This window comes from Ureaplasma canigenitalium ATCC 51252, from assembly GCF_000712165.1.
Classification (GTDB): domain Bacteria; phylum Bacillota_I; class Bacilli_A; order Mycoplasmatales; family Mycoplasmoidaceae; genus Ureaplasma; species Ureaplasma canigenitalium.
On record NZ_JONZ01000004.1, the window covers coordinates 198,444 to 218,457 of the forward strand.

Genomic DNA, 20,014 nt, shown 5'->3' on the forward strand with positions numbered 1-20,014 from the left:
TAAGAGATACACATATGACTAAGAAAACGAAAAAGACATTAAGACTATTTAGTATCCTAGGTGGTAGCCTAGTTGCTATTAGTCTTTTTTCATCAGCAGTAGTGGCTTGTGTTAATAAAGGTAAAGAAGAAAAAGACGGTAAACAGAAAAAACCAGGTGAGAGTGGACCAGAGAAAAAAGAACCAACTCCACCTAAACAACCAGGAGAAAATGGTGAATCACATACCCCACCAAACAATAATGGTCAGGATGCTTCAAAAGATCGCAAGAAAAAAGAAGATGCTCTTGTTAAAGTGCTTCAAGATCTTATGATTAGTGTAACCCCAGACACTAGCAAGCTAAGCAATAAGGACATTAGCAAAGTGTTTTTATCTGAAATTAACGGATTTAAAAAAGATGATTTTAAAGTTAATATTGAAGGAAAAGACAAAGATAAAGTTCGTGTGCTTGATGTTAAGTATGAACCCGAATACACGAACGTAGTGATTCAAAACGGAAAAATTGAAGGTTTTCAAAATCCCGATGCCCCTATTGTTCCAATTAACGTAGTAACCGGAAAAGGAGTCGTTTCAGTCACTTTTTCATTTAGTGATGACAAAGATCAAAATCCGGTTACCGTTATTAAAAAAGCATCATTAAACGGTTTTAAGAAGAACAACTTAGGAATTGATCATACAGGAGTTGTACTAGATCCTCAAACTTATTCTATCCGTAGCGGTTATGATGACTACAATAAGTTAGAAAATAACAACGAGCGTTTCTATCGTGATAATGATAAATTAGTTCGATTCCTTGTTAACGAGTTAGCATCAAATCCAAATTTTGCCGATACTCCTAAGGGAGATGAAAATTTCGGTCTTCTTTCAAAATACCGAAACGATGCCACTTTTACCAAAGAACAAATTGAAAAATTTGACGAAACTGCTGCAGGACTTGATATTCCTAAATTCCATAGTGCCGGTTTCCGTGATCTCGCTATCCCTTCATATAAGGATGGTCAATTTGAAGGTATCTCGTATCCAAAAACCAATGCTATTAGTCAAGGTCAACAGTACCCAACGAACAACTATCTACCAAAGATGCCTAGCTACCTTGATCTCTATAATCGAAGAATTGATTTAGCTTCTGGTGTTCCACGTATTCTTCCTAATGAAACATACAGAGAAATTGCTCTGCAAACTTATTCTGTTAGTTATGGCCACATCTTAAATCCGATTGGACAAGACGGAAAACCTGCAGGAGAAACAGTCGGTTCAACTGTAGGTACAATGTGAATCCTTGACTTTGAACAAACTGATAACCAAACATATCCTACAAAATGATTCTTTGCGACAAATGTCCATGTGGCTGAACATATCACAAAGAATCTTGCTGGATTCTCGATGACGACAATTAAACCTACTGCACCAGTTAAAACCGATTTTGGATTCGCTCAAAGTGACGAGCATTTTGATACAAAAGTGTTTAACTTCATTCCTAACATTGATCACAATTCATTAAGTGGTACTGACGAAGAAAAAGCAAAACAATTACAAGATAAAACTCTTGCAGAAGTTAAAAAAGTTAATCAAGATGCTGTTAAGGTTATTTACGAAGGAAAATCATTTCTAAAAAACAACCCAAAAGACTATCTTACTCCTACACTAAAAGAACAATTTAAAGATGGTGATGTATTTGCTGACTTTGCTGTCGTAATGGTTGATTTTGAAAAATTGGTTAGCGAAAGTAAAGATCCGGAAGTTATGAAGTTAAAGGCAATAGATCTTGCTAAAGAGATAACTCATGACTATGCTACTAAGACCGACAAACATATCAAGTTTATCCATAATTCTTACTTAAAAGACTATGATAAAGTTGATACAAAAGCACATCGAAGAGAAATTGATCGTCCAGCTAACTACTTTAATAATAAGGATCAAATATTCTTGCTTGGTTACCCAAATGCTCTTTCTGACCGATTCCCGTATATTGGTAAGACAGAAAAAGGGAATCTAAGTGAGAACGAATATAATGCCAAGTTAAATGCTGAAGCATCTCAACAAACTTCATTATGAGTTAATCAAAACCCTGCTTACTTCTTCGAAAACTTTATTGATAAAGAATCTAAGAAGAAGTTTAAAGAAATTGATTCAGGCTATAATTTTGATTTAAGCGATCAAATTTATAATCAAGGTAATATCCTTTCAAAAAACATTTCTTATTTAACTTTCACTAACAAACCAGGAGTTAGCGACATCTTCCTTGCCGCTCCATTCGCACAAGACCGAAATACAGGCCGTCTTACTGCTTATATTGACAAGAATAATAAACAATACCTATCATATGGTCTTACATATATCCTACGTGACTATAGTCCAAAGGGTGGTTCATCTGGAAGTAGTATGAGAAATCAAAATAATGAGTTAATTGGGATTTACAACCGAAGTGATGAACAAACCAAAACAGGTCTAGCTACTGCTTTTAGAAGCGAAGGATTTGACTATAAGAATCTTTATGGTAATTATAATCTAGCTCAATACGACCTTATTTACGGAAATGGTAAAGACCAAAAAGAAGGTTCGTCATACCGTGAAGCACTTAAGAACCTATATAACGGTCAGCCTGGGAAGAAGACAAACCTTTTTAAAAATGGTTTTGAGGTTGACAATATACCAAATGAATTTAAATTCGATGATACAAAAAAAGCTTCCTAGGTGGAAGTTTTTTTATTTATTAGATATTTTTCCTTTATCTTTAACCAGTGCGATAATTTTTCTGAATTAATAGATACATCTTCACTAATATTGCTCTTTAATAAATTCATCCAATAATTGATTTTCTTGTTAATAACGAGCATTAAATAGTAATCAAGTTGCTTAACAAAAGACTCTTGTGAATCGTTTTCAACACTTCAGACATTATATTGGATACCATATTTAAAGTGCATAAATTTTGAGTTAATAATCGTTAAAAAACTTTTAATTTTTTCATCGTCAGGTATATATTCCTGATAGATATATTCGATAAAATGATTAATATCCTGGTCTATGTTTAAGTATGTTTTATCCCAATATCCTTCAATAATGGAAAAGTAAAATTTTGCTTTGGTATTTTCAAGGATTTCATCAATATATTCCTTGTTTAAGATAAATTTAATTTGCGAAGTAAACTTAAACAATCAAAAAATTATTTGTTCAAGACAATTATATTCTCCGCTTGTATAACTACTATTAATAGGTGATATTTTATTATTATTTTTATTTAATAATTCTTTACCAAACATTCTCTCTTTAATGTAATTTTGCTTGTTCAAGATTTTCATTAATATTTCTCAAACATACTCTTCATCAAAGGAAGGAATTCTTTTCATTAGTTGATTAAAATAGTTTGAAATATATTTGCTAGTTCCATAATTCTTAACATAATCGATTAATCTTTTAAACATACTCTCATTACTAGCAGGAGTATTGTTTTTTTCCTTCGGATGATTAATAATCAATCAAGTACAGTAATCAATTTGATTACTAATTAAATTCCTTGTTTTTTCATCACCATTTTTAATTAAATATTCATTCATATCCTTTTCTGAAATTGCAGATTGATCAACGACAAAAACAACAAAGCCCTCTTCGAATAGGAAAGCACCTTGTTTTCTCGTGGTTATTTTTCCTGCATCATCATTGTCAAAAGAAAGAACAACAACAGAAACATCGTTTTTTTTGAGTAAATTAATATGTTCCTTTGTCAGAGCAGTTCCCATTGTTCCAACTACATTTTGAAATCCGACTTTGTGAATACTTATTACATCAAAGAAACCTTCCGCAATGTAAATAACTCCATCTTCTCTAATACTAAAAAGAGCACGACTAAAATTATAAAGAGTATTTCTTTTTTGAAAGATATTCGTTTCTTTTGAGTTTTTATATTTAGAAACTTCTTTGTTTTGACTTAGAGTTCGACCACTAAAACCAATTAAATTACCTAATTCATCGTCAATAGAAAAAATAATTCGGTCATTAAAATAGTCGGTATATAACCCGTTATCCTTTTTAGAAATTAGTGAATTTTCTTCGACCATTTTAAATGAAAAATCATTAACTTTGTTCTGAACATATTCTTGATTACTAGATATATATTTAACAAAAGCATCGTTATCGTTGTAACCAATTTTGAAATACTCAATATCTTCGGTAGTAATTAATCTTGATGATAAATAATTAAGTATATTTTCGTATTTCTTTAACTTTAAAAGATGAAGACATGTGAGATCAAAATAAAGTTTATTTAGTTCGTAAATCTTATTATTTTGATCACTGACTTCTTTTTGTTTGATGAGACGGTCACTAAGGTTTATGTCTAGGTTATATTTATTTATTAGTTTAATAACCGAATCAAAATAACTTAAATTATTTTTAAGTTGGTAATATTTAATGACATTACCACCAACACCACATCCAAAACATTTAAAGAGTTTTTTCTTAGGGCTTACAGTAAAACTTCCGGTTTTTTCGTTATGAAAAGGACAAAGACCTAGAAAATTATTCCCTTTTTTAGTTAAAGATACATCACTGGAAATAACATCGACAATGTTTAATTCATCAACCACTCTACTTAACTCATCATTATAGTTTTTTGAATACTTCATGTGATTCTCTTGAAAGATATTTGTTTAATTCATTAAAAGCAACTCGTTTTTGCTTCATTGAGTTTCGTTCTCGAATGGTGAAAGTGATTGATTCATCTTTAAAGGAATCGTGATCAACGGTAAGACAATAAATGGTACCAATCGCATCCTGGCGTCGATATCGTTTTCCAATTGACCCAGATTGGTCAAAAGTAGCACTAACACCCATTTCTAAAAGTTTTAGATAAAGTTCATATGCTTCCTTTTTAAAAGTATTTATAAGAGGAAGAACACATATTTTGTATGGTGCGAGATCGTAATTTAAATCCATTACAATCCGTTCATCGTCATCACCTATTTTCTCAATGTAAGTAACTTCGGTAAAAAGTGCATACATTAATCGCTCTAGACCAACAGAAGGTTCTACAACATGTGGAATGTATTTTTCATTAGTTAATGGATCAAGATAAGTAAGATCTTTTTTTGATAAATTTTGGTGAACAGTTAAATCGTAATTAGTTCTATAAGCAAGCCCATAAAGTTCACTAAATCCGTGAATAAAATTGTACTGAAAATCAATTGTTTTTTTAGAGTAATGAGACAATTCTTCTTTTGGGTGTTCGTGAATCCGTAGGTTTTTATCGCTTAAACCAACCTTATTAATTAAGAAATCTCTAATTTTGTTTTCAAAATGAGAAAATTGATCATGAGCATACTCTTCCTTAAGAAAATATTCAATTTCCATTTGTTCGAACTCACGTGTACGGAAAATGAAGTTACCAGGAGTAATTTCATTGCGGAATGCTTTTCCGATTTGTGCTACACCAAAAGGTAATTGTTTTCTCGATGATCGCTGAATATTTTTAAAGTTTGTAAAAATTCCCTGGGCCGTTTCAGGACGAAGGTAGACGATACTTTTCTTTTCATCAACAACACCCATACTAGTTTGAAACATCAAATTAAATTGCCGAATATCAGTTCAATTAAATGATTTACAAGATGGACATTTAATTTGATTATCCAATAAAATTTTTTGGAATTGTTCGTTAGTAAAATTTTCAGCAACTTGAATATTTTCATCAAAGTTTTCAATTAGTTTATCAGCACGGTAACGTGATTTACATTCTTTACAATCGATTAATGGGTCACTAAAATTATCAATGTGACCAGAAGCTTTTCATACTAGCGGATTATAAATAATGGCACTATCAAGACCGACCATATCAGGAGCGGAAGTGACGAAGAAATCCCATCATAATTTCTTTAAGTTATTTTTAAGTAGCACTCCAAGCGGCCCATAATCCCAAGCATTAGCAAGGCCATTGTAAATTTCTGAGTTAGGAAAAACATATCCTTGTGCTTTTAGGTGATTCACCAAATCAACTTGATTTTTAAAATAAATTTTACTCATAAATTACCGATACTCTAAATTACATATTTATTAATAATATAGTAAACAACATTGATAAATTAAGCAATTTGACGATTAAGTCAAAAATGATCCTTAAAATTTTTAATGAATTTAAGATTAATACCTAAATCATTTTTTAGTAAATCATTTAGAAAAAAAAGAACACTAAAGAGAATTGAGTCATCGTCGATTTCAATAGATTCAGTCTTGTAACAAATTTTGATAAACATTTTAATCGTTGATACATCATAAACCTTCTCATTAAGCAAAAGGTTGTCATAACACGGTTTACAAATGACTCCGCGGTGTTTTTTACTAAAAGTATAAAGCATTGTTTGCTTTTCACATATTACACAATGATTAAGAATATATGTGACACCGTTTAGAAAAAGAAAATCAATGATACTGTAAATAGTAAGCATTAAATCATTTCCACCACGGTAGATTTCATACAAGTATTTTTGATATCAAAAAAACCAATGATGATTGAAATTATTGACTTGTTCAATTAAAAAATTAATAGTCGTTACTAAATAAGAATTAGAAATTTTTTGACCAACACTATCGAGAGTAAGAACTTTTTTTAATTTAGATAGTTTATCTTGTTTTTGGCTCTGAAAAAAAACCACATCAAGATAATTACCAAAAATTAAATTACGACTATTTTTAGATGTAATTCTTTTAACTCCTTGCCCGAACATTGAGATTTTATGATAAGAAGAAAATGATGGATCAATTTCATCTTTAATTTCAAGGATAAAAATTAAGATTTCATCGAACACATCATAATCATAACGACTAATTAAATAACCAGTAGCATTTGTCTCTTTTTTCATTAATCTTCTTGACTATAACCAAAGGCTTTAAGACGATTAGGATCATTTCGTCAATCTTCTTCAACTTTAACAAAAAGATGAAGCATAATTTGACAATCAAATAGTTCTTCAAGTAATTTACGACTTGTCATTCCGATTTCTTTGATTTTTGTTCCACCTTTTCCAATTACAATCGGTTTATGTGATTTTTTTTCTACAACAAGATTTGCATTAATGTATCACATATGACGTTCTTGATTGTATTCTTCACGTTCAATTTCAACATTGATCCCATGAGGTACTTCTTGTTTTAAAACTTCAAGACACACCTTACGGATTGTTTCACGAACCATAAACTTATCATTTTGTTCTTCAACTTCAAAAACATAATCACTAACGACATTAGTAAAACTATATTTCTTGATTAATTCAAGAATTTTTTTTGCATCGTCAGTATTCATCGCAGAAAGGTAAATAACTTCTTTTGGATGAAGTTTGGTTTTTAATTCTTCAATATGTTTATCAAGTGATTTACGGTCAGTTACTTGATCCATTTTATTAATTAATAAAAAAATGTTTTCCTTCTTTTGGTTAATAATTTCTTCAATTAGTTGTGTATCATCTTCCCGGTTGAAGTTTCGTGCGTCAATCATATAAAGAACAATATGAGCTTCGTTTAGAGTGCTTTTTACTTCATCGTTTAAGAAATGATCAAGTTTGAATTTTGGAATATGGAATCCTGGTGTATCAATAAATAAAATAGTTGCTGTCTCGTCCTTGTAGGTAGCACGGATTGCATTTCTTGTTGTTTGTTGTTTGTTGCATACAACACATATCGGTTTATTATTAATGGAATTCATTAATGTTGACTTACCAACATTTGACTTTCCAATAATAGCTACCTTCGCATATTTTACTTCATTCATAAGATTACCCCCTCATAATTTTAAAATAATCAAGAATTTCGTCCTGAAAACCAAACATTATTGCAGCATCATCTTCTTCGATATGATCATACCCTAGAACATGGAGTAAACCATGTGTAAAAAGAAAATTAATCTCACGATAAACCGAATGTTGATATTCTTTTGCTTGGTCAACCGCAACAGGATAGCATATGTAAATTTCACCAAGGGCAAAAGAAATAAAACCTGACTCATCAAAAGCAAACGAAATGACATCAGTTTCACGGTCTTTATTTCGATATTTGTGATTAATAACCCTAATCTCTGCTCGATCTACTATATTGACCTCTAAAAAACGGTTTGTATTTAATTTTAATTTAGAGAAAACATAAGCGGCAATATTATCAAATATTGGCTTGTATGTTTTGGTATCAAATTCGTCAACACTGCTGTAGATATTAATTTCCATATTAGTAATATTTCTTTAAATCAATAATTCCATCATATATTTGGATAATTAAATGATAATCAATAAAAAGCGATAAGTTGTTATTAAAGTACTGCAAAAGTTTAAAAAAATGAGTTTTCGCATTTTTTATTATTTTTTTACTCTGTGCATTTTCAATAATAAATTCAATAATGAATTTAATTGTTTGAAAAAAACCGCTTTGGTTTTTTAGAATTAAATCGACAAGTCGATTATGATGCATCACATAATTTCTTATCTCACGGAGCAGTTGACAGTCGATTTTTAATTGTTTTTTTTCGAGTTCGCCAATAATATAAACAGCTTCCGAAATCGAAATCCTAGTAAAGATATTTTGAAAATAGGGAAACATTAACTTTTCGTCTACTTTAATCAGTTGTGGAAAATAGTGATCAATATTTTCAATATTTTTTTCATTAATTAAAGTTCAAAGTTTAACCTTAACTAAATGCTCGAAAACTGAAATCAGGGACATAATAAAGCAACGAAGGTAAAATTCAATGTTTCCAATAACCCTGAGATGTTTAAAATCAAGACTCTTCGCTCTAAAAAGTGGTATTAAATTTATCAAATGAAAAGGGTCGCAACGATACTTTAAGTACGATAAAATATAACCAATATTTTGTCTTGTAATCCTTAAACCTTTCACAGATAAAATATAAAAAATAGCACTATAAATTTTATTGTTTTTAATAAATGCTGTAGCTTGTTTATAATTTAGAATACTAACCTCCTTTACCTTACTTATTTATTCGCAGAAAAATTTCTTTTTTAGAAAAATTTGTCAACAATATTATTTAATGTTTATAATTTATAGTTATTATTAGTATTAAGTATGAATGAATCAAAGCAGTTTAAAAATCCATTCAAAAAGAAGAAAAGCATAGCAGCAGCTGGTCTATGCTTCTTTTCGTTGGCTGCAGCGGGTATTATTGCGGGAACGACTGCTTATACCATTACAAAAGGTAAACCTGGAGCAAATTTCAACGGAACTATTGAGACCACAACTTATGTTAGTCTTGATTCATTTAAAACAAATACCGAAAACCTAGCTGTTTTAAAGGAAATATCTGATAAGAATATTCGTAACTACGAACAAATTGGCTTTCAGGAAATTAAAGCAAGTTACGGAGTTAGAACTGATTCTAAAAAGAAGACTGGTTCGGAAACGATTGGTTATATTACATATAATTTTGTGCCGAATAGTAATAACCTTTCCATTCTTAGTTTAATTGATGGAGAAAATACAGATGAACGAGTGCGAGCGAAATTGCAGTTACTATCTGTGTTCGCTAACTCCAACCGTGTTGAAATTCAAAACATTAATCAACTGTTAGTTAAGTCAGAGAAGAAGTCTGAACTTTTCAAGGATAACCGCTTCCAGACTGAAAATAAATTATTGGTAAACGGTAATGTTGAGAAAAATAATGTGCATTCCGTTACTATAAATGCGGACAATCGACGGAATCAAAGAACACAAGATCAACTATCTATTGATTTAAAACAATTCAATGGCGACCTACCGTTAAACTTGAGGGATTTTGACCAAGAATTCAGAATTAATCTTGGATATAATCCAACCGAGGAACGAACATACGAGGATGTAGTACGTGATTTTAACGGACGTCCCGAGTCAAAAAAAGTTGATCCTAAACAAAGTTATTTAATTTGGTTTAACCGTGATGCACTTGTTAACAAACTAAATTTATTAACCTTACTTGCTTTTGGTTTTGACCAAAAAAACATTTCTGTTGATGAATACAATTATTTAACTCTTGTTTATAACGGTCTTAACCAAGATAGTGAAGAACGTGCTTATATTGACTGAATAAAGAGCAATCTTTCGACTTTTAAATATGAAGATTTTTATATTAGTAGCACCGATTTAAACTATAATTTTGATCCAAAAAAAGATAAACTACTTAAGGTTATTAGTCAGTTTTATAAAACCGATAAGCATAAAGTTCGTGACACGAGCAATCCGCAAGGTCAAAATAAAGTCTTTAAAGATTATGAAATGTTTTATTCATGATACATTAAGGACTTATCCTTAATTAATCAATATGTAAGAGCAATTGATTATCAAACATTCTTTAGTTATTTTCCTAAAAAAGATAAAGAAAACAAGGATTATTTTGCTGATCACTTGGAATTAAAACCAGATAATCTTCCAACTAGTGCTGTTGATAGTTTGCGATTACTCGCTGGTAGTGCTTTTGATTTTATGTTAATCAATCCACATTTTGATGTGGTTAACAAAAACTACGCTCACTATTTTAAATCTGTACTTGATTCAACAAGAGGAATTAAGAGCACTTTTAATAATGGTGCTATTTCAACAACTCCACTTAAAACTTATGAAATAGTTTTAATCGGTCTTGCTGTGATGATTTTGATTGTTGGAATTGTTGTTTCTATTTTATATAAAACAGGCGGAGCAATCTTCTTCCTTCTCTCATCAACATCGTTCACATCGCATCTTGCAATTATTACTTCAAGTGGTTTTGGATTTAGTCCACAATCATATGCTTCAATTATTGCTTCTCTTTTTGTTGGGCTTTTCCTTTTCGTTAACTTTAACAATACTTTTAAAGGCTATATTAGAGATAACTATAGTTTTAAGAATGCGATTGAGAAAGCAATCCTTAAGTCGTTGTTTAACTTTACAATGATGTATCTCCTTCTCCTTTTTGCTTCCCTTGTCTTTATGTATTTTGGTCAGTATTACCATAGTACATTTGGATACAACTTTATTTTTGGGGTCTTTACAAACATCATTTTCTGTTTTCTCGCTTTTTTACTTCTTAGTTACACCGTTGGTTATGTTTTGAGTAATAAGCCTAAACATTATGTATCAGGTATTTACTTAATGAAGGTGAATGCGATTAATAACAATGCATTTGATTTCCAACCTAATTTTGATGAGGCACTTGGTACATCTAATTCTGCTTATTTATTAAGAGTTCTTAAACACAAAAAAGCATTAGCAGCGACTATGATAGTCATTTTATTTATTGCTATTGCCGGGATTTTACTACTATCTTTTTTAAGACCTGACAGTAGTTATTTATTTGGTTCGTTGTTTAAAGGACAAATTGAATTCGATGTTTCAAAAAACGAACTTAAGCCTTTCAAGAGCATTAAGTCAATCATTTATAATGAACCGGTGACAGAGATTTATTTTGATCCAAACAAGACAAGTTTTAATGATGATCTTAACCAACTCGCTTTGCTATACCGTGACGGTTTTGTAGTTTTAAACTCTAATCCAAACGGTGGAACTTCTATCTTCTATAATGCTCTTGCGATTTATAGCATTATTTTTGCTGTAAACATTATTTGATCATTTATTTGGTTCCGTAATTTCTATAGTTTAATTGCGAATATCGTTCTGCTTTTCAGTTTTTTTCTTAGTTTAGGTTACCCAATGCTCTTTAGAATTGATGTTAATGAGTATTCACCGATTGCACTTAATGTTATGAGTGTAGTTCTACTTGTTTATGTCAATATTTCATCTCTTAGTTTTAATCAAAAGATGATGAAGGTAAATAGTGGTATTGAACACGAGACAACTGCTAGTAAATCATTAATTGAACATTTGTTTAATTACAATGTTATTTATATCCTTTATGTATTTACTCTCCTTTTTGGAATGATTTTCCTTCCGCTTGAACTTGTTTCTTTTAACGGTCTTATTGTTGTTGGTTTCCTTTTTAGTTATTTACCGTCAATTTTATTAATCTATCTTCTTTCAAAAACTAAGTTTACTAGAGTCCATAAAGAAAATAAGGTAAAATTAAAATTATTGAATAACAAGTATTTATTTAGTTATGATAAATATGATGAACAACCAATTGTAAAAATCAATAAATTTTAGGAGTTAGAAAGTTATGAAGATAGACAAAGACTATTTAAAGTCGAAAATTAAGGATGTTCCTGACTACCCTTCTCCCGGAATTATTTTTAAAGATATTACTCCCCTTTTCCTTGAACCAGAAATTATTAATTTCGTTATCGATGAGTTTGCTAAACATGTTGCGTCACTTGATGTAGATGCTATTGTGGGTGTTGAATCAAGAGGATATTTATTTGGTTTACCACTTGCTCTTAAAATTAATAAACCTTTTGTGATGGCTAGAAAACCAAATAAACTTCCTCGTGAAGTTTATAGTGCTGATTATAGTCTAGAATACGGAAAATCAACAATGCAGATGCATAAGGATGCACTTGAAAAAGGAATGAAAGTTTTAATTGTTGATGATCTCCTTGCGACAGGTGGTACTGTTGGTGCTGTCGAGGATCTTGTTCGTCAAGCAGGCGGGATAGTTGTTGGTAGTTTATTCCTAATTAAATTAAACTTCCTTGAAGGAGATAAAAAATTAAGTGGTAATATTTATAGTTTAATTAACTACTAGTTACATTCTCTATTACTCTAATTTAAGGTAGCACGAGCTACCTTTTCTTTTTAAATAAAAAATAGCACTCTATATTGACAATTGCTAATTTTTACCTTATAATTCTTTCAATTAACATTAATTATGGGGGATATGAACATGGCAAAGGAAATCATTTTAGGGATTGACCTTGGGACTACGAACTCATGTGTCGCTATTATTGAAAATAAAAAACCAATTGTAATTGAAACACCAGAAGGGAAGAGAACAGTACCAAGTGTCGTTGCATTTAGCAATGATGAGGTCATTGTTGGAGAAGCTGCTAAGCGTAAACAAATTACAAACCCAAATACAGTAAGTAGTATTAAACGTTTAATGGGTACTAAGAAAACAGTTTCAATTTTAAATAAGCAATACACTCCAGAAGAAATTTCATCTAAGATTCTTCTTTATATTAAAAATTTTGTTGAAAAAAAGCTAAACACGAAAATTAGTAAAGCTGTTATTACCGTCCCAGCTTACTTTGATGATGCACAACGTCAAGCGACAAAGAATGCCGGAATTATTGCTGGTTTACAAGTTGAAAGAATCATTAATGAACCGACAGCCGCAGCTCTTGCGTACGGTCTTGATAAATTAGATAAAGAGCAACGAATCCTTGTCTTTGACCTTGGTGGGGGAACTTTTGATGTCAGCATTCTTGATATGGCCGATGGTACCTTCGAAGTTCTTTCAACAAGTGGGGACAACCATCTTGGTGGGGACGACTGAGACCAAGTCATCATTAATTGATTACTAAAATCAATTGCTGAAGAGCACAACATTGACCTTTCAAAGAACAAGATGGCAATGCAACGTCTAAAGGATGCGGCTGAAAAAGCAAAGATTGACCTAAGTGGTGTTAATTCAACAACCATTTCATTACCATTCATCGCAATGGATGGAGATAACAACCCTGTCAACTTTGAAAAAGAATTAAACCGAGCAACTTTTGATGATTTAACTAAACATTTAGTTGAACGTTGTAAAAAACCAGTGCTTGATGCTATCGCTGAATCTAAACTTGAACTTTCACAAATTGATCAAGTGTTACTAGTCGGTGGTTCAACAAGAATTCCTGCGGTGCAGAAATTAGTTAAAGAACTAACTGGTAAAGAACCGAACCGTTCACTAAACCCAGACGAAGTTGTAGCTCTTGGAGCTGCAATTCAGGGGGGAGTGCTTGCGGGAGAAATTGATGACATTCTTCTTCTTGATGTTACGCCACTAACTTTGAGTATTGAAACAATGGGTGGAATTGCGACTCCACTTATTAAAAGAAATACGAAAATCCCGGTAAGTAAATCTCAAATCTTCTCTACTGCTTCAAACAATCAACCAAGTGTTGATATCCGTGTAGTTCAAGGAGAACGTTCATTAGCGAGTGATAATAAACTTCTTGGTAATTTTGAACTAAGTGGAATTGATCCCGCTCCAGCTGGTGTTCCACAAATCGAAATCAAGTTTAATATTGATGCGAACGGAATTATGTCAGTTCATGCTAAAGATTTAAAAACTCAAAAAGAAGCTTCAATTGAAATTAAGGATGCTCAAGGACTAAGTGAAGAGGAAATTGAACGAATGATTAAGGAAGCTGAAGAAAACAAGGAAAAAGACGAAAAAGTAAAACACAACCGAGAAGTCGTAAACCGAGCTGATGCTCTTATTAATCAATTAAACCAAGTTATGAGTGATGAAAAATTCCCGGCTGATAAGAAAGAAGAATTTAAAAAACTACTTGACGAACTTGAAAGTTTAAAACAAGCAAACGATTATGAAAACCTTGAAAAGAAGGTTAAAGAGATTGAAAATATGATTAATCAAGCTGCTTCATTTATGAAGGGTCAACCTGGACAAAGCGGTGATTCATCTAATGATTCTTCAAAACAAGATCCTGAAGAGGCTGTCGTAACTGACGAAGAAAAGAAGTAACGATTATTCACTTTTATGAGAAAAGATGCACAAGCATCTTTTTTTGTCTGTTTGTTTAAATGTTCCCCTTTTAGCCTTTTATGTTATATTAAAAAGATACTATGTTAAAAAATAGGTAAAAATTCTACTTTTTATTAATAAAAAAGTTAATAACCATTTTATTTTTCATCACCTTAAAAAAAAAAAAAATATAATAGCAAAGAGTGAGAAACTGACATGCACAAATCAATATACGAAAACCTCGAGTCTATAACTAAAGATGATCATATAAAAATCAAAGTTGAGAACTTAGATCGCAATTTTTTTCTTGATGACGAAAGCGTTGGGCATAGTCATAAGTCATTTGGAGTTGCTTGAACACCAGTTGAAGGAGCAAAGAGTTATGCTCTTTGTTTTACTGATTACGAGGCAAGCGGGGTGATGGGGGTACCATTTGTTCATTGGTATTGTCTTAACATCAAGCAACCCTTTTTAAAATTTGATTCATCAAATAACACACCTGGTTTAATTGAAGGGGAAAATACAGCTAGTTGTCATTTTACCCATCCCATTGTTAACCTAAGTAATAATCTTCGCTATGGTAAGGGATATTTTGCTCCTTGTCCACCGAATAAAACACATAAATACGAAATTAAAATTTATGCTTTAATGAATGAACTTGAAGGTTACGACCAAGATCAAAAACTTTACCTAACAGAGTTTGAAAAAATCATTGATCAGTTAGGTGTCATTACTGATGGTGTTTTATATGTTAACTGTCCTAGATTAACTTTTAATGAAAATCGTTTAATGCAGAAACATAATACAATGCACACAGAACCGTTAATAATGAAAAAAACATGTGGTACATACTACATGATTGAAGACTTGTTAATTACCGATCTTAAACTAAATTACTATGATGAAATTGACCTTAACTATCTAAAGATACATAAGAATTGTCATTTCAAAGTAGTTGATAATAACCGTCGTGCAAAAGCTTATGCCATTTTAATTACAAGCAACCACCTTTATGAAAAATACGGTGCTCCCTTCATTCACTATGCCCGAATCTTTAATAAAAAGGATTATTCAAAAAATATCCCCTTTTTAAATACATATGGTCTCCGACCTGATCTAACTCATTTTCAACAAGATTACTATCGTCACCTTATTTATGAGTTTTGTATTTTAGCAGATCCTTTGTATAACGAAAAGAACACTTATACCATTAATGTTTATGCGATTGACCGGGATGTTACTGAAATAAGAGAAACAAAAGATAAGAGTCCATCCGGGATGTTCGACATTATTTCAGGGCATGTTATTGGTTTTATTAGTAAGCGTGTAAAACTATAACTTAAAAAAACTTGTGACAGACAAGTTTTTTTAATGTTTAATTTATACTATTAATAAGGTAAGAATATGCACCATCGTAAACAATTGTTTAGTAATTATTACCAGTCAATTAAAGGACTCGATTTTTATTATCAAAGAAACAAGTTTTATATTGCACAATATAATGAACTTTTTAAAAAAATCAAACCTATCCTTTATCTTGATCACGATTTAATTAACGAAGCTATTCATATTGAAGATTCCTACATTAATTATGTTTGACCTGAGAATCTAGTAATTCTTGATTTAATGAATAAAATTAGTAACTATAAGGTTACTGAACTTGAAACGATGGTTGATGCTTTTAATGATATCGAGAAAAACGAAGAGTTAAAAGATCATGAACTATATTCGGTCATTGAAAACGAAGTTGATGTGGTTAAAAAAGGAATTGAAGTTTACCGGAAAAAACCAACTAATTTAATTTTGTTTGATGATTATCAAATTAAACAAGAAATTACATACGATAAGGAAAAAACAAGTATTACAATGAAGGCGATTCAAGTAAAAGAGAAGATCAATAAAAAAGGATTTTATGCCATTCTTTCTTTTATCTTCCTTACCTTTGGAATTGGTATTATTGTACTTGGTCTTTTTATTGGTGGGGTAATTTAATGAATAAGAAAGTGAATTATAGTATAGCAATTGACGGACCTTCTGGTTCTGGTAAGAGTAGTGTCGCAAAATGACTAGCTAATAAACTGCATTTAACCTATATTAACACTGGACTTGTTTATCGAACGATAGCCTATTTGATTAATAAAGCTAACTTACCGCTAACAATTAATGATAGTCATTTTACCGTTCTTGACCAATATCAATTAAACTTTAATGGTGATAAGGTGGTGGTCGATGGAGAAGAAATTTCTTCTTTACTCGCATCCCAAAAGGTTGCTAACCAGGCAAGTACTTTAAGTATGAACCAAAGGATTCGAGATTATGCGAATAACATTATTAAAAAACTAGCATCACAGGTTGATGTCATAATGGATGGTCGTGACATTGGTACCGTTGTACTCCCTGATGCTTTTCTTAAAATTTATTTAACATCTACTCTTAAGGAGAGAGCAACCCGTCGGTTTCTTCAAAACCAAAGTCTTGGAATGAAGGATAAAACTTATGAAGAAATTTTTGATGAACTCCTTTACCGGGACACTCAGGACATGACTCGTGCTATCGCACCGCTAAAAAAAGCAACTGATGCTTATGAAATTATGAATGATGGAATGAACATTGAAGAGACTGCTCTTTACATTCTAGGTATATACAACGATAAATTAAAAAACAAAGAAAAAAGATAGGAAAAGATTATGAATTTTTTAAAAGGATTATTATGGATATTAGCATTACCATTCGTTGTATTTTATATTCTCTTTATGATGCTAACAGCTAAATTAATGGCGAATAGTTATAAAAAAGATCCTGAAAGTATTCCGTTAAAAGATCGTTATAAAAAAGTTAACACCATCTTATCTGCAATCTTTTACTTAATAGCAATTAAGCCTAAAATTGAGAATCGGGAAATGTTATTCGATAAGACAATGCTTTATGTTGGAAACCACAAATCAAACATTGATCCACTTGTGATTTTTAGCATTCTTTACAAGGCAGGAATTAATGTTACTTTTGTCGCAAAAAAAGAATTGGAGAAAAGTTTTTTCAGTCCCCTTTTTGACCTTATTGACACTATTTATATTGACCGAAACAACCTTCGTCAAGTTGCGAAAACAATTGAACTTCAAAAAAATATGGTAAAAGAAACAGGACGTGGTCTTGTCATCTTCCCCGAAGGTACAAGAATGATTGAAGAAGACTTTGGTGACTTTAAGCCAGGTGCTCTTACCTCGGCTTATGAGACAAAAGCTAGCATCCAACCCTTTGCCATTGCTAATGACATCGGTTGTCTTGAATTAAAAGATAAGAAAAATAATAAGCTTCCGCACCGTAATCTCCTTGTACCACGTGAAGTCATTGTATCTTTTTTAAACCCAATTAATAGTTTTGATTATATGAATATTAATAAAGAGATTACGATGAAGAAAATTAGGGGTTTAATTTTGAATGAATACCTGCGATTAAAAAAGGTTTATAAGTTAAAATCATATGATCAATTTGCCAACAAATAATACTTTTCAACTAAAAATTGATGTTTATGATGGTCCACTTGATGTACTTGTTGAGTTAATTAGAAAAGGTAGAATGGATCTTAATGATATCAATATTATTGAATTAACTAACCAATATGTTGCTTTTGTAAAAGCGAATGAGCATCGTCTTCCACTTGATAATTTATCTCAATATCTTAATTATATGAGTAAGTTAATATCACTAAAAACGGCTCTCCTTCTTCCGTCACTTGATGGGAAAATTCCGCTTAATATTGAACAAGAGCGTGATGATCTTTTCCAACGAATTATTGAGTATAACAATATTAAAGAAGCTGCTCTCTACTTAACTTCACGAAAGGATTTCCGGGAACTTCTTTATGATTTACCAAAGCAAGATTATGATGAATACCGGTCAACGGAAATTATTTACAAAGAGCTTCCAAAGAACCTTGATGTAAACATCCTAAGGGAAGTTATGGAAAAACTGCTTCTTTCGTATAATGAAATTATTAAACCAGTTGATTTCGTTAATACTGATTACGATATTAAAACAGTTATGAATAATATCCTTGTTTTTCTTGAAGGTTCAGTAAATAATCAAGCTAACTTAACTTCTTATTTAATGCATATAGGTCATCAATACTGGAATAAAAAATATTTTAGTGTAATCTTTTTTACTATCCTATGTCTTATTCATACCCAAATGATTAGTATTGAATTGATTGATGAACTTGATTATCTTTTAATATTAAATAAGGATAAAAGTTTAAGCTTAGAAAAGGTCGATGATCTAATTAATAATGTAGCTGGTAAGGATGGTGAATAATATGAGTAAGGATTACAAAAAAAAGGATGATGATTTAATTACTTATACCCTTTACAAAAATAAAAAAAACCAAAAACAAGAAGACGATTTAGATTTTGCTTTGAACGACTTTATTTCTTCAAAGGACGACACTATTGAATTAACTAAAAACGAGGATAACGAAGATTCGATTTATCTTACTGATAAAGAAAAAATAAACATAAATCAAGAAGTGAAAGCAGATTCGAATCAACATAAAATCAAGACTGGGAGCGACTTTCTTAATCTAGTTAGCCAAAAAAATCATCAATTAAAAAATAAAACAACCCTGAAGAACAATATTCCTTCAAAACCCTTATTATTCAACAAAAAAGAACTTAAGTCGAAACTAAAAATCAGTGAAGAAGGAACTAATAAAGAAACCTTTGATGATTATTTTGATGACAATGAAAATCAAAATATTGATTCAAATCAAAAACAAATTCCTGTTCTAAAAAAAGAAGTTCATCAAAAAGTAAAACAATTTAAAAACGATTTTTCATATACAAACTTAACCGAAGAACAAAAATATAGTAAACGTCACGAGATCGAATCGCTTCTTTTTGTTGCTGGTGAGGAAGGAATCACCTTCTATGATTTAAAAAGAGCAACTGAACTTGACGGAGACAACCTAAACCTTTGTTTAAATGATTTAAAGTCTTTTTATAGTAAAGAGCAAAAAGGTCTTGTGCTTGTCCGTTTTGGTGACCGTTTTAAAATTGTGACTAACCCAAATAGTCGATCCGTTATTTCTAAATTTGTGAATGATAAGCCACAAAATCCTTTAAGTCAAAGGAACCTTGAAACCCTTACCATTATTGCTTATCACCAACCTTGTACAAGAAGTATGATTGAACGAATTCGCGATAAAGATCCGACGAGTGCCATTCATGCACTAATTAATCTTGGTCTTGTTGCTGATGCAGGTAGAATGAAAGCACCAGGTAATCCACTTCAGTATGTTGTAACACAAAAATTCTTTGATCTTTTTGGGATAAGATCACTCAGCGAACTTCCAAAACTAGATAAAAAGAAAGCACCATTTAATCCTTATTTAAACGATGATAGTGAATAATAATAAATAGCAAAATTAATATGG

General features: G+C 31.1%; 16 protein-coding genes. 10 read left to right on the forward strand and 6 right to left on the reverse strand.

What is annotated here, in order from left to right; all coding sequences use genetic code 4:
* The first annotated feature begins 14 nt into the window (after window positions 1–14).
* Entirely contained in the window at window positions 15–2,693 is a 2,679-nt protein-coding gene (gene mip / locus T416_RS0100855; protein WP_031488953.1) for an Ig-specific serine endopeptidase MIP, read from the forward strand.
* On the opposite strand, the gene dnaG is transcribed toward mip, so the two are convergent.
* From dnaG to T416_RS0100885, 6 genes are read right to left on the reverse strand one after another with little or no spacing between them, the layout of a single operon-like run.
* Window positions 2,690–4,624: a DNA primase gene (gene dnaG / locus T416_RS0100860; protein ID WP_031488954.1), complete on the reverse strand. Its 1,935-nt coding sequence runs from the start codon at window positions 4,622–4,624 to the stop codon at window positions 2,690–2,692. The genes mip and dnaG overlap by 4 nt on opposite strands.
* Window positions 4,602–6,014, reverse strand: a complete 1,413-nt coding sequence (locus T416_RS0100865) for a glycine--tRNA ligase (RefSeq protein WP_031488955.1) — start codon at window positions 6,012–6,014, stop codon at window positions 4,602–4,604. The genes dnaG and T416_RS0100865 overlap by 23 nt, the downstream gene beginning before the upstream one ends.
* Before the next feature lie 59 nt (window positions 6,015–6,073).
* Window positions 6,074–6,850 (reverse strand): DNA repair protein RecO, encoded by a 777-nt coding sequence (gene recO / locus T416_RS0100870; protein ID WP_031488956.1) that lies wholly within the window; start codon window positions 6,848–6,850, stop codon window positions 6,074–6,076.
* Window positions 6,850–7,755, reverse strand: a complete 906-nt coding sequence (gene era / locus T416_RS0100875; RefSeq protein WP_031488957.1) for a GTPase Era — start codon at window positions 7,753–7,755, stop codon at window positions 6,850–6,852. The genes recO and era overlap by 1 nt, the downstream gene beginning before the upstream one ends.
* 4 nt (window positions 7,756–7,759) lie before the next feature.
* Window positions 7,760–8,203 carry an rRNA maturation RNase YbeY gene (ybeY, locus tag T416_RS0100880; RefSeq protein WP_031488958.1) on the reverse strand — a complete coding sequence of 148 codons (444 nt, stop codon included), beginning with the start codon at window positions 8,201–8,203 and terminating at the stop codon, window positions 7,760–7,762.
* Window position 8,204: 1 nt separating this feature from the next.
* A complete protein-coding gene (locus T416_RS0100885) occupies window positions 8,205–8,696 on the reverse strand; it encodes a hypothetical protein (protein WP_031488959.1) in 492 nt (163 codons plus the stop codon).
* 360 nt (window positions 8,697–9,056) lie between these two features.
* On the opposite strand from T416_RS0100885, the gene T416_RS0100890 reads away from it, so the two are divergent.
* The 9 genes from T416_RS0100890 (at window position 9,057) to T416_RS03630 (ending at window position 19,990) form a co-directional block, all read left to right on the forward strand.
* A complete protein-coding gene (locus tag T416_RS0100890) occupies window positions 9,057–12,098 on the forward strand; it encodes a hypothetical protein (protein ID WP_031488960.1) in 3,042 nt (1,013 codons plus the stop codon).
* 13 nt (window positions 12,099–12,111) lie between these two features.
* A complete protein-coding gene (locus T416_RS0100895) occupies window positions 12,112–12,636 on the forward strand; it encodes an adenine phosphoribosyltransferase (protein ID WP_031488961.1) in 525 nt (174 codons plus the stop codon).
* A gap of 138 nt (window positions 12,637–12,774) precedes the next feature.
* Window positions 12,775–14,586 (forward strand): molecular chaperone DnaK, encoded by a 1,812-nt coding sequence (gene dnaK, locus T416_RS0100900; protein ID WP_031488962.1) that lies wholly within the window; start codon window positions 12,775–12,777, stop codon window positions 14,584–14,586.
* 216 nt (window positions 14,587–14,802) lie between these two features.
* Window positions 14,803–15,924, forward strand: a complete 1,122-nt coding sequence (locus tag T416_RS0100905; protein WP_031488963.1) for a YbhB/YbcL family Raf kinase inhibitor-like protein — start codon at window positions 14,803–14,805, stop codon at window positions 15,922–15,924.
* A 66-nt stretch (window positions 15,925–15,990) separates the two neighbouring features.
* Window positions 15,991–16,578 (forward strand): hypothetical protein, encoded by a 588-nt coding sequence (locus tag T416_RS0100910; RefSeq protein ID WP_031488964.1) that lies wholly within the window; start codon window positions 15,991–15,993, stop codon window positions 16,576–16,578.
* The gene (cmk, locus tag T416_RS0100915; protein ID WP_031488965.1) at window positions 16,578–17,264 is read left to right on the forward strand and encodes a (d)CMP kinase; all 687 of its coding nucleotides are present in this window, start codon (window positions 16,578–16,580) and stop codon (window positions 17,262–17,264) included. Before T416_RS0100910 ends, cmk begins: the two co-directional genes overlap by 1 nt.
* A gap of 9 nt (window positions 17,265–17,273) precedes the next feature.
* Complete coding sequence (locus T416_RS0100920) at window positions 17,274–18,089, forward strand: lysophospholipid acyltransferase family protein (RefSeq protein WP_084277118.1); 816 nt, start codon at window positions 17,274–17,276, stop codon at window positions 18,087–18,089.
* Entirely contained in the window at window positions 18,067–18,897 is an 831-nt protein-coding gene (locus tag T416_RS0100925; protein ID WP_031488967.1) for a segregation and condensation protein A, read from the forward strand. The genes T416_RS0100920 and T416_RS0100925 overlap by 23 nt, the downstream gene beginning before the upstream one ends.
* A gap of 1 nt (window position 18,898) precedes the next feature.
* A complete protein-coding gene (locus tag T416_RS03630; RefSeq protein ID WP_051675864.1) occupies window positions 18,899–19,990 on the forward strand; it encodes an SMC-Scp complex subunit ScpB, long form in 1,092 nt (363 codons plus the stop codon).
* Window positions 19,991–20,014 lie beyond the last annotated feature (24 nt).